The organism is Streptomyces sp. Da 82-17 (genome assembly GCF_046098215.1).
Lineage (GTDB): Bacteria > Actinomycetota > Actinomycetes > Streptomycetales > Streptomycetaceae > Streptomyces.
The window spans coordinates 149,793-165,674 of record NZ_JBJURH010000013.1 but is presented as its reverse complement, the minus strand read 5'-3'; the positions used below and the strand labels follow the sequence as shown (position 1 = coordinate 165,674).

Annotated in this window: 10 protein-coding genes and 1 pseudogene; 4 read left to right on the top strand and 7 right to left on the bottom strand. The window is 74.3% G+C overall.

Features of this window, described 5'->3' with window-relative positions; genetic code table 11:
• The first annotated feature begins 145 nt into the window (after positions 1-145).
• Entirely contained in the window at positions 146-2,023 is a 1,878-nt protein-coding gene (locus tag ACIDOF_RS22705; protein WP_409007848.1) for a glycoside hydrolase family 15 protein, read from the top strand.
• Here ACIDOF_RS22705 and ACIDOF_RS22700 read toward each other — a convergent pair.
• From ACIDOF_RS22700 to ACIDOF_RS22675, 6 genes and pseudogenes are all read right to left on the bottom strand, one after another.
• Positions 1,923-5,063 carry a putative bifunctional diguanylate cyclase/phosphodiesterase gene (locus ACIDOF_RS22700; protein ID WP_409007847.1) on the bottom strand — a complete coding sequence of 1,047 codons (3,141 nt, stop codon included), beginning with the start codon at positions 5,061-5,063 and terminating at the stop codon, positions 1,923-1,925. The genes ACIDOF_RS22705 and ACIDOF_RS22700 overlap by 101 nt on opposite strands.
• A gap of 161 nt (positions 5,064-5,224) precedes the next feature.
• On the bottom strand, positions 5,225-6,922 hold the full coding sequence (locus tag ACIDOF_RS22695; RefSeq protein WP_409007846.1) for a right-handed parallel beta-helix repeat-containing protein: 1,698 nt from the start codon (positions 6,920-6,922) through the stop codon (positions 5,225-5,227).
• On the bottom strand, positions 6,919-8,031 hold the full coding sequence (locus tag ACIDOF_RS22690) for a UDP-glucuronic acid decarboxylase family protein (RefSeq protein ID WP_409007845.1): 1,113 nt from the start codon (positions 8,029-8,031) through the stop codon (positions 6,919-6,921). Before ACIDOF_RS22690 ends, ACIDOF_RS22695 begins: the two co-directional genes overlap by 4 nt.
• Complete coding sequence (locus tag ACIDOF_RS22685; RefSeq protein WP_409007843.1) at positions 8,028-9,467, bottom strand: UDP-glucose dehydrogenase family protein; 1,440 nt, start codon at positions 9,465-9,467, stop codon at positions 8,028-8,030. The genes ACIDOF_RS22690 and ACIDOF_RS22685 overlap by 4 nt, the downstream gene beginning before the upstream one ends.
• Positions 9,468-9,658: 191 nt before the next feature.
• Positions 9,659-10,681 (bottom strand): annotated as a pseudogene (galE, locus tag ACIDOF_RS22680) (UDP-glucose 4-epimerase GalE); the annotation flags it as partial.
• A 6-nt stretch (positions 10,682-10,687) separates the two neighbouring features.
• A complete protein-coding gene (locus ACIDOF_RS22675) occupies positions 10,688-12,517 on the bottom strand; it encodes a glycosyltransferase family 2 protein (RefSeq protein WP_409007842.1) in 1,830 nt (609 codons plus the stop codon).
• Positions 12,518-12,668: 151 nt separating this feature from the next.
• Between ACIDOF_RS22675 and ACIDOF_RS22670 the strand changes: the two genes are divergently transcribed.
• Together ACIDOF_RS22670 and ACIDOF_RS22665 are read left to right on the top strand one after the other, a co-directional pair.
• Positions 12,669-13,427, top strand: coding sequence for a TetR/AcrR family transcriptional regulator (locus tag ACIDOF_RS22670; protein ID WP_409007908.1), 759 nt, complete (start codon positions 12,669-12,671; stop codon positions 13,425-13,427).
• Between the two features lie 4 nt (positions 13,428-13,431).
• Complete coding sequence (locus ACIDOF_RS22665) at positions 13,432-14,004, top strand: GNAT family N-acetyltransferase (RefSeq protein WP_409007841.1); 573 nt, start codon at positions 13,432-13,434, stop codon at positions 14,002-14,004.
• 101 nt (positions 14,005-14,105) lie between these two features.
• Here ACIDOF_RS22665 and ACIDOF_RS22660 read toward each other — a convergent pair whose 3' ends face one another.
• A complete protein-coding gene (locus tag ACIDOF_RS22660) occupies positions 14,106-15,359 on the bottom strand; it encodes an MFS transporter (RefSeq protein WP_409007907.1) in 1,254 nt (417 codons plus the stop codon).
• Between the two features lie 134 nt (positions 15,360-15,493).
• On the opposite strand from ACIDOF_RS22660, the gene ACIDOF_RS22655 reads away from it, so the two are divergent.
• Entirely contained in the window at positions 15,494-15,853 is a 360-nt protein-coding gene (locus ACIDOF_RS22655) for an ArsR/SmtB family transcription factor (protein WP_409007840.1), read from the top strand.
• Positions 15,854-15,882: the final 29 nt, after the last annotated feature.

Below are 15,882 nucleotides of genomic sequence, written 5' to 3'. Positions count from 1 at the left end.
GGCCAAGCTAGCCGCGTGCCGGTGCGGGGGCCATCGATTTACGGGGGCCGCAGCGGGCCTCGTACGGCCGGGCGGCCAGGGCTGTGCCGCCGTACGATGGAAGGGCGGCGAAGCGCATACGGCGTGTTCCGGTCATGAGCCCGTCATGAGCACGCACATCGAGGAATACGCCCTCCTCAGCGATCTGGAAACGGCCGCGATGGTCGGCAGGGACGGATCGGTCGACTGGCTGTGCCTGCCGCGTTTCGACTCCCCGGCCTGCTGTGCCGCGCTGCTCGGCGGGCGCGAGCACGGGCGCTGGCGGGTGGCGCCCGTCGGCTCCGGGACGTGCGCGCGCCGGGCCTACCGGCGGGACACGCTGGTGCTCGACTCCGAGTGGGAGACCGGCGACGGGGCGGTGCGCGTCACCGACTTCATGCCTCCGCGCGACGGACTGCCCTGTCTCGTACGGCTCGTCGTGTGTCTGCGCGGAACCGTCCGGATGCGGAGCGAGCTGCGGCTGCGGTTCCACCACGGGCGGGTCGTGCCGTGGGTGCGGGAGGCCGGTGACTGCACGGTCGCCGTCGCCGGGCCCGACGCGGTGTGGGCGCGCGCGGACGGCGGCGGGCCGGACGGGGTGGGCTGCGCGGCGCCCGGGGGCCGGGTGTTCACGCTGTCGGCGGGCGAGCGGGTGGCGTTGCGCCTGGTGTGGGCGCCCTCGCACCTGACCGCGCCGCCCGCGCCTCTCGCCGTACCGGCCGGGTCGGCCCTCGCGTCGACCGTCGGCTTCTGGCGGCGGTGGGCCGCGCGCTGCCGGTACCGGGGGCCGTACGAGGAGGCCGTGCGGCGCTCGCTGATCACGCTGAAGGCGCTGACGTACGCGCCGACCGGCGGGATCGTGGCCGCGCCGACCACCTCGCTGCCGCAGTCCGCGGACGGCGGCCTCAACCGGGACCGGCGCTACTGCTGGCTGCGCGACTCCACGCTCGCCCTGTCCTGCCTGCTGCACAGCGGCTACCGGGAGGAGGCCGCCGCCTGGCTCGGCTGGCTGATGCGGACGGTCGCGGGCGACCCCGGCGAGCTGCAGGCGGTGTACGGGCTCGCGGGCCAGCGGCTGCTGCCGGAGACCGAGGCGCCGTGGCTGCCGGGGTACGCGGGCGCGCGGCCGGTGCGGTTCGGCAGCCTCGGGGCGCGGCTGTTCCAACTGGACGTGTACGGCGAGGTCCTGGACACCCTGCTGGTCGCGCAGCGCGCCGGGATTCCGCTGCCGCCGCACCTGTGGAGCCTGGTGAACGCGCTGATGACCGGCGTGGCCGAGCGCTGGCGGGGCCCCGACCACGGGCTGTGGGAACTCCGGGGCGCGCCACGGCAGTTCGTGCACTCGAAGGTCATGGCGTGGGTCGCCGCCGACCGGGCGCTGCGGCTCGGCCGGGCGCTCGGCAGGAACGGCTCTACGGCCGAGTGGCGCGCGCTGCGGTCGGCGATCCGCCGGGAGGTCTGCCGGGACGGCTGGGACCCGCGCCGCCGCACGTTCGTCCAGTCGTACGGCTCGACGGCCCTCGACGCGTCGGCGCTGCTGCTGCCCAGGGTCGGCTTCCTGGGGGCGGACGACCCGCGCGCCCGGACCACCCTGGGCGCACTGCGCGGGCTGCGCACGGGCGGGTTCGTGCGGTCGTACGGGGAGGTCGGGTCGCACGGAGAGGCCGGGTCGTACCGGGAGGTCGGGTCATACGGAGAGGTCGGGTCGTACGAGGAGAGCCGGGCCGGGAGTGCCGTCGTGGCGTGTTCGCTGTGGTACGCGGACGCGCTCGCCGCGACCGGGCGGGCGGGGCGGGCGCGGGCGGCGTTCGAGCGGGTGCTCGCGGTGCGCAGCGACGTAGGGCTGCTCGCCGAGGCGTGGGATCCCGAGGCGGGGCTGCAACGGGGCAACGCGCCCGGGGCGTTCAGCCATGTCGCCCTGGTGGAGACGGCGTTCGCACTGCGGCGGACAGGGGCAGATGCGGCGGGGGCCGACGCAGCAGGAACGCCCCCTGCCGGGCGGTGAGCGGGCCCGCGAAGAGGAAGCCCTGGCCGAAGCCGCAGCCCATTCCGGCGAGCGCGTCGCACTGCTCGGGCTCCTCGACGCCCTCGGCGATGACCTGGAGGCCGAGGGTGTCGGCGATCCGCACGATGCCCGCGACCAGGGCCGACTGGCGGGCGTCGTGCGGGACGTCGGCGATGAACGTCCGGTCGATCTTGACGACGTCGACGGGGAACTCGCGGAGGTAGCCGAAGGAGGAGAAGCCGGTGCCGAAGCCGTCGAGGGCGATGCGCACCCCGTACTCGCGCAGTGCCCGCATGACGCCCTGGGTGCGTTCGTCGCGGCGCATCAACACGCTCTCGGTGAGCTCCAGTTGGAGGGTTCCGGGGGCCAGGGCCACGGTGTCGAGGACGCGGCCGACCTCGTGCAGGAAGCCGCTCTCGTGGAACTGCCGTGCGGAGACGTTGACGCTGACGAACGGCGGGTGCGCGGTGTCGGTGCTCTCCTGCAGCTCGGCCATGTCGGCGCTCGCGCGGGCCAGCGTCCAGGCGCCGAGGGCCATGATCTGGCCGGTCTCCTCGGCGAGCGGGATGAACTCGCGCGGCGGCACCGGGTCGCGCCCCGGCAGGTGCCAGCGGAGCAGCGCCTCGAAGCCGACGACCCGGCCGATCTCCAGGTCGACGACCGGCTGGTAGCGGACGGCGAACTCCTCGTCGGCGACGGCCTGTTCGAGGGCGGCCTGCAGTTCGTGGCGCTTGCGCACGCGGATGTCGAGCCAGGGCTGGAAGCGGCGCCACTGGCGTTTGCCCGCCGACTTGGCCGCGTACAGGGCGAGGTCGGCGTGGCCGAGGAGTTCCTCGGCGTCGGAGCTGTCGAGGGCGGTGGCGACGCCGACGCTGGCGGAGACGCTCACCGAGTCGTCGCCGAGGCGGAAGGGGCGGCCGAGTTCGCGGACCACTTCGGCGGCGAGGAGTTCGGCGTCGCCGGCTTCCGCGACGCCCTCCATCAGGACGGCGAACTCGTCGCCGCCGAGCCGGGCGGCGGTGTCGGTGCGGCGCAGGGTGCGGGAGAGGCGGTGGCCGACGGCGGTGAGGAGCTGGTCGCCGGCCGCGTGGCCCATGGTGTCGTTGACCAGCTTGAAGTCGTCGAGGTCGATGTAGAGCACGCAGGTCAGGGTGGACTCGCGGTCGCCGCGCAGCAGGGCGCGCTCGACGCGTTCGAGGAGCAGGGTGCGGTTGGGCAGTCCGGTGAGGCCGTCGTGGAAGGCGCGCTGGGTGAGTTCCTGTTCGAGCTGCCGCTGTTCGGTGACGTCGCGCAGGGTGACGACGAGTCCGGCGACGGTGGGGTCGGCGCGCAGGTCGCTGCCCTGGACGGCGGCCTCGATGCGGCCGTCGGCGCAGGGCATCCACCAGTGGTCGTGCGGTTCCGGCCGGGTGCCGTCGCGCAGGCCGGCGAGGACGTGGGCGGCGCGGTCCCGGTCGCGCGGGTCGACCAGGTCGGGCAGGCGGCGCCCGGTGAGCCGGTCCTCGCCGAACACGGTGTCGGCGGCGGGGCTGGCGTACCGGACGGTGTCGTCGTCGTCGACGATCAGGATGACGTCGGAGGCGTTGCGGACGAGGGCCTGGAAGTAGGCCTCGCTCTCGCGGCGGGTGACCTGGCGGCGGAGCTGGACGCGTTCGAGGGCGAGCCCGGCGTGTGCGGCGAGGATCTCCAGGGAGCCGCGGATCTCGGCGAGTTGCCGCTCATGCCCGGCGGCGAGGAGCACGCCGGGAGGGTCGTCGCCGACGGGCCGGTCGGGCGGGGTCAGCGGGCAGACGACGACGGCGGGCAGCCCGTAGAACGCGTCCTCGACGTCCGGCGGCAGCTCGGCGGCGGGCACGATCCGGGGTTCGCGGGCGGCGGCGACGAGGTGCCCGGCGGGGCTCTCGGCGTCGTCGACGAGGAACAGCGTCCCGTACGGCCTGCGGGAGCCGCGGGGCGGGCCCGTGAGGGGCGGGGAGACGGCGCCGAGGAGCCGGCCGACGGTGGCGTCGCAGGACACGGCGATCTGTTCCTCGTTGGTGGCGGCGACGAGGGAGGCGCCGGCGGAGCGGAGGGCCTGCTCGCGGGCGACGGCCTTGCGGTGGGCGACGACGATCCCGGCGAGGCGCAGCACGACGAGGACGAAGACGATGGCGGAGAACGCCGCGATCACGAGGGCGTCCCGGGCGCCGCCGCTGAGCCCTTCGGCGAGGAGCATGCCGGGCGGTACGAGGGTCGCGGCGCCGAGGATCACGAGCCGGTGCGGCGGGGGCAGCAGGGTCTGGCGCCCGTGGTCGTAGCTGGTGAGCGCGGCCATGGCGGGGTGCAGGGCGGCGAGCCCCCAGGCCAGGTGGACGACGACCCAGCCGGTGTCGAACGCGGTCCCGGCCTGCCAGACGCCGTTGATCTGCAGGATGCCGTACGCGATGTCGGTGCCGAGGAGGACGACGGTGCCGAGGACGAGGAGCTGCACGGAGCGGTTGCGGGCGCCGTGTTCGGTGCCGGGGGTGAGGAGTTGGGCGAGGAGGGCGAGGACGAGGACGTCGGCGAGGGGGTAGGCGACGCTGACGGCGTGGCCGAGGCCCATGAGGCGGTCGTCGCGGGCGACGGGCTGGACGAGGTGGACCCACAGCGGCAGGGCGAGGCCCGCGGTGACGATGAGGGCGTCGAGGAGGCTGGGCAGGTCGCGGTCGGCTCTTCGGTAGCGGACGAGGCCGAGGAAGGCGGCGGCGAACAGCGGGTAGGCGGCGAGGTAGCAGGCGTCGGCCGCGGTGGGGAAGGCTTCGGCGCTGTCGGTGTCCAGGGCGAGCAGGTTGTAGAACGCGTCCCCGGCGGCGAACGAGGTGAGGCCCGCGGCGAGCAGCCACCAGGGCCAGCGGCGTGCGGGCCGGTTGCGGTGCACGCCGTACAGGATGGCGGCGACTCCGGCGATCCCGGTGAGCGCGGACAGCGGGGTGCGCAGGGCGGGGTCGATGAGGAACGCGGCGGTGGCAGCGGCGACGAGCCCTGCGAACGCGGCCATCGGCCGATGTGCCCGGAGCATCAGACTGCCTCCCTGCATGGCAGGGCCGTACCGCGGGGCGGCCGTGCGGTGCGTCGGCCGCGGTCATTCGATCGTAGGCAGGGGGCCGTTGGGGTGCATCTCGGTCGGTACGGGCGCGCGGGTACGGGGCACGGTGCCGGGCGCGGGCCCGGCGTGCCGTGTCAGGTCCGGGGCTGGGCGGCGCCGATCGGGGGCGGGTCGGGGACGGTGCGCCCGAAGTAGTCCTCGGCGCCGGGGTCGAGGCCGAACCGCTCGCGCAGGTCGAGGCCCTTGCCGGCGAGGTTCGGGCAGTCGGGGACGAGGCGGCGGGCGTCGGACGGCTCGTCGACCTCGGGGAGTTCGCCGCCGCTCAGGCAGGGGTCGAGGGTGCGGCCGGTGGGTTCGCCGTCGAGCTGTTCCTGGCCGGTGGCGGCGCGCCATTCGGCGAGGCCGGTGTAGGTGCGGCCGGCCCAGGTGACGGTCCACTGTCCTTGCGGGGCGCGGTAGTTGTTGCCCTGGAGGAGCACGTTGGGGGCGTCGAGTTCCTTCTCGACGAAGACCAGCGGGGAGCCGTCGGTGATGAGGTTGTTGTTGCGTACGGTGATGTCCTTCTCGTCGTCCTGGAGCCGCAGCGCGGGCCCCTGCTCGTGCTCGGTGGCGGTCATGAGCACGGTGTTCTGGTACACGCGGAGCTTGTTGATGTCGACGCCGAGGACCGCGATCCCGCCCTTGAGCGGGAGTTTCCGGCCGTCGTGGGCGCTCATGTTCCAGCGCAGGGTGTTGTCGGTGTGGGCGCCGTTGCGGTAGCGCGTGAACACGTAGAAGCCGGGCCCGTCGTTGTGGAAGGCCAGGTTGTACTGGAGCGTCGAGGCGGACACGTTGGAGTCGATGCCGAAGCCCGCGCCGTCGACGTCGGAGCCGGTGTGGTTGCGGTACGCGGTGTTGTGCTCGAACAGCACGCGGGTGGCGTCGTAGGCCCAGATGCCGACGGGTCCGGCCGGGGAGCGCTCGTTGCCCCGGGCGCCGTTGTCGTGGGCGGTGGAGTCGCGGACGACGGCGCCTTGGACGCCGCCGAGGATGATGCCGCTGCCGGAGTGCGTCCGGTCCTCCTCGGGGTCGCCGGTGTTGCGGTCGGCCTCTACGCGTTCGAGGGTGACGTTCTCGTGCGCGTAGGCGGGGCGCTTCGCGTCGAAGTCGGGGCCGTACGTGAGGAGCCCGGCGTCCTTGTTGCCGTGCAGGCGGGTCTCGCGGACGGTGACGTCCTTGAAGCCGGTGCCGGGTGCGGCGCTGCCGACGGCGAGGCCGATGCGGAAGCCGGACACGTCGACGCCGCTCACGGTGACCCGGTCGAGGGTGCCGGTGCCGGGGCGGTCGGCGTACAGGTTGATGCCGCCGTCCCGCCGGTAGGCGCCCTGCCCGCCGGTCAGGTCGAGGTCGCGGATGGTGACGCCGGCGGTGTTGTGCACGGAGACGGCCGGACCGTCCGCGGCGACGATCCGCGCCCGGCCCTCCCCGTACGAGCCGATCTCCACGGGCCGGTCGGCGCTGCCCGCCTCGCCCTCGCCGAGGGTGACGGTGCCGGGGAAGCGGGCGCCGCCTTCGAGGAGCAGCCGGTCGCCGGGGCGGAGGCCCTCGCGCTCGGCGCGGGCGAGGGTGCGCCAGGCGGTGTCGGGCGAGCGGCCGTCGTTCCCGTCGTCGCCGTCGGCGCCGACGTGGAAGGTGCGGTCCTGCGGCGGCGCGTAGTGCGGGGTCGCCGTGCAGCCGGTGCCGGCGCCGGTGAGCAGCAGGGCGAGGGCCGCCGACAGGCCGAGCAGGGGCAGCCGACGGGAGCTTCGGGGGCTGCGGCTCGGCGGTGTCGGGCGGCCTGCGCGGGTCGTCATCGGGCGGCCTCCACGGGCGCGGGGCCGCGGGCCGGGGCGTGCGCGGCGGGGGTGGAGGGGCCGGACGGGCCGGAGGAGCCGGACGGGCCGGAGGAGCCGGACCCGGTGGTTCCGGTGGCTCGGTCGGCTCGTTCGGCTCGTTCGGCTCGGGCGGCTTCGATGGCTCGGTCGGCTCGGGCGGCCTGGGAGGCGAACCAGTCGATGGTGCGGCGCAACCCGGTCTCCAGGCCGATCTCGGGCCGCCAGCCGAGCTGTTGACCGGCGCGGGCGATGACGGGCCTGCGCCGGGTCGGGTCGTCGACGGGCAGCGGGCGGTGCACGATCGCGGAGGCGGAGCCGGTGAGCGTGAGCACCAGGTCGGCGAGCTCGCGGACCGTGAACTCGCGCGGGTTGCCGAGGTTGACGGGCCCTGCGCAGTCGCTGTCGAGCATGGCGACGAGGGCGCGGACCAGGTCGTCGACGTAGCAGAAGCTGCGGGTCTGGCTGCCGTCGCCGTGCAGCGTGAGCGGGCTGCCGGCGAGGGCCTGCCGGACGAACGTCGACACCACGCGGCCGTCGTACGGGCGCATGCGCGGGCCGTACGTGTTGAAGATCCGCACGATGCCGGTGTTCGCGTGCAGGCTGCGCCGGTACGCGGCGGTGAGGGCCTCGGCGTACCGCTTGGCCTCGTCGTAGACGCTGCGCGGGCCGAGCGGGTTGACGTTGCCCCAGTAGCCCTCGGGCTGCGGGTGGACGTGCGGGTCGCCGTACACCTCGCTGGTGGAGGCGAGGACGAAGCGCGCACCGTGGGCGTGGGCGAGGCGCAGGGCGTGCTCGGTGCCGCGGCTGCCGACGGCGAGGGTCTCCAGGGGCAGGCGGTGGTAGTCGGGCGGGGAGGCGGGGCTGGCCAGGTGGGCGACGGCGTCGACGGGTCCGGGGAGGTCGAAGGGCTCGGTGACGTCGGCGTGCAGGAGCCGGAAGCGGGAGGTGGCGGCGATGAGCGGGGCGACGTTCGCGGGCTCGCCGGTGGCGAAGTTGTCCACGCACCACACGGTGTCGCCGCGGCGGAGCAGGGCCTCGCAGAGGTGCGACCCGACGAATCCGGCGCCGCCGGTGACGACGACTCTCATGACGCACCTCCGGCGGGCGCGGGCGCGGTCTGCCCACGTGTTTCGTACGCGGGGCCCGTGCCCCCGCGGGTCTCGTACGCGGAGTCCGTGCCCTCGCGGGTCTCGTACGCGCGGGCCGCCGTCTCGGCGAGGTGGGGGCGGCCGGGGGCGTGCAGCCGCCAGCCGGCCGCGTGCCAGGGCCACGGGTCGAGGCTGTTGCGGGCGTCGAGCAGGACCGGGGTGCGGACCAGGGCGGCGAGGGCGGCGGGGTCGACGGCGCGGTACTCGGGCCAGTCGGTGAGGTGCAGGACGAGGTCGGCGTCCTCGCAGGCCTTCTCCACGTCGAGGGCGTAGGTGAGGGCGGGGTGGGCGGCGCGGGCGTTGTCGAGGGCCTCCGGGTCGTGGACGCGGACGGCGGCGCCCTCGCGGCGCAGGGCCTCGGCGACGGCGAGGGCGGGCGAGTCGCGGACGTCGTCGCTGCCGGGCTTGAAGGCGGCGCCGAGGACGGCGATCCGGCGCCGGCCGAGGGCGCCGCCGGTGAGGGTGCGGGCGAGGTCGACGGTGCGGCGGCGCTGGCGGGTGTTGATCCGGTCGACCTCGTGCAGGAAGCCGACGGCGGGACCGGCGCCGAGTTCTTCGGCGCGGGCGGCGAAGGCGCGGATGTCCTTCGGGAAGCAGCTGCCGCCGAAGCCGAGGCCGGGTTCGAGGAAGCGGGGCCCGATGCGGGAGTCGGCGCCGACGGCGCGGGCGAGGAGCCGCACGTCGGCCCCGGCGGCGTCGCAGACCTCGGCCATGGCGTTGATGAAGGAGATCTTGGTGGCGAGGAAGGAGTTGGCGGCGACCTTGACGAGTTCGGCGGTGGCGGGGTCGGTGCTGAAGTACGGGACGCCGACTTGCAGCATCGGCGCGTAGACGGCGCGCAGGATCGTGTCGGCGTGTGCGGAGGTGACGCCGACGACGAGGCGTTCGGGCCGCATCGTGTCGGCGACGGCGTTGCCCTCGCGCAGGAACTCCGGGTTCCAGGCGACTTCGGTGCCGGGTGCGACGGGCGCGATCCGGGCCGCGAGCCGGGCGGCGGTGCCGACGGGCACGGTGGACTTGCCGACGATCAGGGCGCCGGGCCGCAGGTGCGGGGCGAGCCCGTCGACGACGGCTTCGACGTACCGCAGGTCGGCGGCCTGCCCGTCGGGGCGCTGCGGCGTGCCGACGCAGACGAAGTGCACGTCGGCCAGGGCGGCGGCCTCGGCGAGGGAGGTGGAGAAGCGCAGCCGGCCGGAGTCGACGGTGCGGGCGAGCAGGGCGTCGAGGCCCTCCTCGTGGATGGGGGCGCGGCCGGCGGACAGGGCCGCGACGCGGTCGGGGTCGATGTCGACGCCGAGGACGTGGTGGCCGATGTCGGCCATGCAGGCGGCGTGCACCGTTCCCACGTATCCGGTGCCGATGACGGTCATCCGCATGACGTCACTCCTTGGTCTTGCTCCTGCTGGTGGTCCGGACGTCGCGCGGAGCCTTCGGTTCCGTGCGGGGTGCCGCACGTCGCCGGGTCGGCGGGTGCGTGCGGGGTGTGCCGCTCGTCGCCGTAGGTGCGGTGGAGCGGGGCGGTGGGGCGCGGGGTGCGGCGGCGGTGTCCCGGTGCGGCGGGCCGTTCGTACCCGTGCGGGTTGAGCTGGTTGAAGCGCCAGGCGTCGCGGCACATGGCGGCGAGGTCGCGGGTGGGCCGCCAGCCCCAGGCGCGGTGCACGGCGCGGGCGTCGGCGACGAGTTCGGCCACGTCGCCGGGTCGGCGGCCGACGATCTCGTACGGGATGTCGCGGCCGCTGGCCGTGCGGAACGCGTCGATCACCTCCAGGACCGAACTGCCCTGGCCCACGCCGAGGTTGAAGACGTGCAGGCCGGGTGCGTCGGACAGGTGGCGGAGGGCGACGCGGTGGGCCTCGGCGGTGTCCATGACGTGCAGGTAGTCGCGGATCGCGGTGCCGTCGGGGGTGGGCCAGTCGCCGCCGTGGACGGGGAGCAGGGGCAGTTGGCCGAGGGCGACGCGGGCGACGTACGGCATCAGGTTGTCGGGCACGCCCTGCGGGTCCTCGCCGAGGAGGCCGCTGGGGTGGGCGCCGACGGGGTTGAAGTAGCGCAGGGCGAGGACGGTGAACTCGGGGATGCGGGCGCACACGTCGGCGAGGATCTGCTCGCAGTGCCACTTGGACGCGGCGTACGGGTTGGTGGGGCGGGCGGGGGTGGATTCGTCGAGGGGGCCGTGGCCCGCGTCGCCGTAGACGGAGCACGAGGAGGAGAACACCAGGCGGTGCACGCCGTGTTCGTGCATGGTGTGCAGCAGCGCGAGGGTGCCGCCGACGTTGGTGTCGTAGTACGCGAGGGGCATCCGTGTCGACTCGCCCACGGCCTTGTGCGCGGCGAAGTGCACGACGGCGTCCACGGAGTGGGTGTCGAAGACGGCCGAGAGGGCGCGCCGGTCACGGATGTCCAGCTCGTACGCGGCACCGACGAAGCGGTCGGTGATCCGCTCCACGCGGGCGAGGGCCTGCGGGGTGCTGTTGCAGTGGTTGTCGACGACGATCAACTCGTAGCCGTGGTCGAGGAGTTCGACGCAGGTGTGGCTGCCGATGAAGCCGGCGCCGCCGGTGACGAGGATGGTGGAGGGTGCGGTGTTCATGGCGGCTCACCAGTTCAGGACGGCCAGGGCGTAGGCCGGGTAGAAGGTGATGGCGGTGGCGACGGGCAGGGTGGAGAGCGCGCCGAGGGCGAGCGGCAGCCGGGCCGTGGGCAGGGCGCCGCGGAAGCCGAGGTGCGCGGCGCGGGCCGCCTCGTGGATGTGCAGCAGGGGCACGGCGAGGGCGACGGCCGCGTAGCCGGTGGCGGCGAGCAGGCAGAGGAAGACGTATCCGGCGGCGGGCCCGGTGAGTTCGCCGACGATGGCGACGGCGGAGAGCGCGCAGGCGAGGGCGGCGAACGGGGCGACGAGCCGGGCGAGGAGGGGCCGCGGTCCCCCGCTGTCCTTCGGGGTGACCTTGAAGGTCACGGGCCGGGAGCGGAACCGCTGTCCGACCGCGCCGAACAGGCCGAGGATCACGAACGGCCAGCGCGCGAGGGCGAACAGCCAGGTCTCCCAGCTGAACAGCGGGGCACCGCGGGGACGCAGCAATCCGCGGTGCCGCATCAGGAGGAGGGTCAGGGTGAGCCAGACGGGCATGGCCCAGAAGTGGACGAGGAAGTCGAAGTAGTTGACGTTCATCCAGGGCAGCCCGGTGAGGATCGCGATGGGCGGCAGGGTGAGTCCGGCGACGATCATCAGCCCGAGCAGCGGGTAGTACGCGAGGGCGTACGCGAACCGCAGCCGCAGCAGGAGCGGCAGCCGGTGCAGGTGCCGGGGCAGCAGGTCGAGCAGCATGGCGGTGAGGCTGCGGGACCACTGGTACTCCTGCGTGATCATGTCGGCGAAGGTGAGCGGGCCGTCGCCGTGCGCCTCGGCGTCGATGGCGAACGCCCCGTGCCAGCCCGCCGAGTTGAGCAGGTACGTGGTGGAGAAGTCCTCGGCGAGTTCGGGTCCGAGCCCGCCGATCTCGCGCAGGGCGCGGGTGCGTACGGCGTAGTGGGAGCCGATGCACATGGGGGCGAGGCCGTCGCTGTGCCCGAGTTGCACGGCGCCGTGCCAGACGGCCTCGCGGTGCAGCCGGCCGCGCGCGGACCAGGACTGCGCGCCGTTGGCGTCGCAGATGCTGGGGGCGGCGACGTAGCCGATGGCGGGGTCGTCGAAGGGGCGGACCATCTCGGCGAGGTAGCCGGGGGCGGGCACGTGGTCGCAGTCGAGCTGGGCGACGACGGCGTAGTCGCGGTAGCCCCAACGGTCGTAGAAGTAGGCGAGGTTGCCCTCTTTGCAGCGGGTGCGGCGGGGCCAGTCGGCGCGGTGGTAGGCGGTGACGCCGCGTCGGCAGGAGATCCGCACGCCGTGGTGCAGGCACCAGCGGACGATGTCCGGTGACGGGTCCTCGTCGCAGAGCCACACGTCGTAGGGGTGCGGGTAGTCCTGCGCGCGCATCGCTTCGAGGGTGCGGCGGGCGGTGTCCCAGGGTTCGCTGGGCGCGCGGGTCACGGCGAAGGCGACGGGCAGGGCGGGCACGGGCAGCGCGGGGTCGACGCGGCGCAGGCGCAGGGCGGTGGCGAAGAAGTAGCAGGGCAGGCCGGTGAGGTAGAGCAGCAGCGCGCTGTTGATCAGCAGCCCGGCCCAGCCGACCCGGTGCTGCGGCTGCAGCCACCAGGTCCAGAACCACACGAAGCTCAGCGCCCAGCCGGCGGCGATGCCGAGGAGCAGCGCGCGGTCCCTGCGGGGCAGGGCGGGCACGAAGGTCGTCGGCCGCACGCGGCGGGCCCGGTAGGGGTGCCCGAAGGAGGGCCCGCCCGGGGCGACCCGGACGACGTTGCCCTCCGATATCCGGGCGAGGTCCCGCGCCACCTGCACACGGTCCGACGCCACGGGCTCGCTCTGCGCCATGGTGACGCTCCTGCCGAGGCCGAACGCTGTACGCTGAATACGTACGTTTACGACGTATATGTACGACTTTGAACCCATCCGCCGACGGCGTCAAGCGCGAGCGAGAATGAAGGCGCGCAGACTGACCGGCAAGCCCGACCGGGAGGCCGCCATGCCGAACCCCGCACCCGAACGCCCGGGCCGCCGCGCCTCCGACCGCGGCCGCTACGGGCGGCTGAGCCGCGACCGGGTCCTGGCCTCGGCCCTTGAGGTGGTCGACCGCGACGGCCTCTCGGGCCTGAGCATGCGCAAGCTCGGCGCGGAGCTGGGCGTGGAGGCGATGGCCCTGTACCGGTACGCGAACGGCAAGGACGGGCTGCTCGACGGGCTCGTGGAGGCGTTCTGCGTGGAGCTGGAGACAGAGCTGGAGGGGCTTGCGGAAGGGCCGGGCGAGGGCGCGGGCGATGCCCGACTGCCTTCCTGGCACGGGGAGTTGCTGCGCATCGCGGACGCCACGTACCGCGTCGCGCTGCGGCACCCGCACGTGGTGCCGCTGCTGTCCACGCGCCTGCACTCCACTCCCCTGGCCCGCCGGCCCGCGGCGGTGCTGCGCAGCGACGAGCGGATCCTGGCACTGCTCGACGAGGCCGGCCTGAGCACCCAGGAGGCGGTGCGGGTGCACCGGGCGTTCACGGCCTGGCTGCTCGGCTACCTCACGGTGGAACTGCGCGCCATGGACGACGACCCGGACGAGCCCGACCCGGCGTTCCGCCTGGGCCTGCACCGGCTGCCCGCGAACGAACTCCCCCGCCTGCGCGCGACGGCGGCGGACCTCGCGGAGCAGGGCGGGCCGGGGCAACTCGCGGACGGCCTGCGCGCCTTGCTGTCCCGCTTCCCCCGGAGCGTCCCGCCCGGGACCGTGAAAGGCTGACGTCATGACCGTCGAAGTCCGCCCGGCCTCCGTCTTCGAGGACGTACGCGCCCTGGTCGGCCCCAAGTCGCCCCAGGCGAACGTCTGTTGGTGCCTCAGCTACCGCATCCCCGCCAAGCTCAACAACGAGCTGCGCGGCCCGGCACGCGGGGAGTACGTCGCGGAACTCTGCCGTGCGGACCCCGCGCCGGGGGTGCTCGCGTACGACGGTGACGTGCCGGTCGGCTGGGCGGCGGTGGCCCCGCGCGCGGACACGGCGTTCGCGCACAGCCGCAAGATCCCGCACGTCGACGACCTGCCGGTCTGGTCCCTGTGGTGCATCCGCGTCCGCCCCGGCCACCGCAAGCAGGGCATCTCCCACGCCCTGATCGCCGGGGCGGTCGCCTACGCCCGCGCCCAGGGCGCCCCGGCGATCGAGGCGTACCCCCTGGACAACGGCGACGCGAAGGTGGACCTGACGATGGCCTACCCCGGCCTCCGCAAGAACTTCGAACGAGCAGGCTTCACCCACGCCGCCGACACGACATCGGTCCTGAACGGCCACCCACGGGTTCTGATGCGGCTGGACCTGCGGTGAGGTCGCCTAGGGGGGGCGGGCTCCAACTCCTTTGAGGAGCGTGGGTATTGGCCCGTACGGTGAGCGCATGTGTGTCTACGCGTGGCCCGCTACAAGCTGCACTACGCGTGGGTTCGGAGCGGCACCGTGCGCTCCCGCCTCGCCGAAGTCGTCGACGGGTCACCGCTCGGCCACATGCGGGTCGCCGCCGTCGCCGCCGTCAGGGACAGCGCGCCCAGGGTCCACGTCGCCGCTGCCGCTCCGGCCGTCGTCGCCAGCCAGCCCGCCAGCGGGTAGGTGAGCAGCCAGCAGGCGTGGCTCAGCGAGAACTGGGCCGCGAACACCGCGGGCAGTTCGCCGGGCGGGGCGGAGCGGCGCAGCAGGCGGCCCGTCGGCGTGAGCAGGGCCGAGCCGGCCGCGCCGAACGCGCACCATGCCACGAGCAGCGCCGGCCAGGACGGTCCGGCCAGGGTGGCGAGCCCGTACGCGGCGAACACCGCCGGCAGCGCGAACGCCGCGGGCAGCATCACCGCACGGTCGCCGACCCGGTCGAGGACACGCGGCAACAGCAGCGCGACCAGCATCGACCCGGCCCCGTACGCCGCCAGCGCCACCGACACCGCGCCTGCGGACCGCCCGAGGTCATGGCGCACCAGAAGCACCGTGTTCACGATGACCATCGCCCCGGACGCGGCCACCGCCAGGTCGAGCGCGAGCAGCGCCCGCAGCCGGAGCGTCGACCGGAACAGCCGGAGGCCGAGCGTGGCCCGCGCGAGTCCGCCGCCCGTGCCGCGCTCGCCCCCGTACCGCCCCGGCAGCACGCACGACAGCACCAGCGCGGCCGAACCGAGGAAGCCCGCCGTGGTGCCCGCGAACAGCCAGTCGTACGCGACGAGCGACAGCAGCCCCGCCGCCAGGGCCGGGCTGAACAGGGACTCCAGGTCGTACGCGAGGCGGGACATCGACAGGGCCCGGGTGTAGTCCCGCTCGTCCGGCAGCACGTCCGGCAGCACCGCCTGGAAGGTCGGCGTGAACGCGGCGGACGCGGTCTGCAGCAGCAGGATCAGGACGTACACGTGCCAGACCTGCGAGACGAACGGCAGGGCGAGCGCGACCGTCGCACGCACCGCATCCGCCCCCACCAGGAGCGTCCGCCGCGGTATGCGGTGCGCGACCGCGTCGACCAGCGGCGCGACCGTCACGTACGCCACCATCTTGATCGCGAGCGCCGTGCCGAGGACCGCCGACGCCCCCGCGCCCGCCAGGTCGTACGCGAGCAGTCCCAGCGCGACCGTCGCGAGGCCCGTGCCGACGAGGGCGACGACCTGGGCCGCGAACAGGCGGCGGTAAGTCCGGTGACGTAGCACGTCCAGCACGGTCACGGCCTCTCGGGTCGGAGAAGACGGGCAAGGGAGACGGGACAACGGCCCTGCGCACCCCTCCACCATAACGACATGTGCGCAACTGCGCACGTATGCATCCGATGGATCGAGCGGTCTACGATGAACGCATGCCAGGACGCGAACAGAGCTCAGTTGCAAGCAGTGCGCACGAACGCGCGCCGGGGCCCGCGCAGTTGCGCGCGGCCTCGTCGGTCTTCGCGCTCCTGGCCGACCCGACCCGGCTGCATCTCCTCTGGCTGCTCGCGCAGGGCGAGCGGGACGTGACGGACCTGACGACCGCGAGCGGAGCGGCCCGTACCGCGGTGAGCCAGCACCTGGCCAAGCTGCGCCTCGCGGGCCTGGTGCACGCCCGCAAGGAGGGCAGGCGCGCGGTGTACGCCCTCACCGACGGGCATCTGCGCCGCCTGGTCGTCGAGGCGCTGAGCCACGCCGACCACCAGGTCACGGGCGAACCCTGGCACTCCTGAGCCGAACGGGCGCGACATGGGGGTGACGT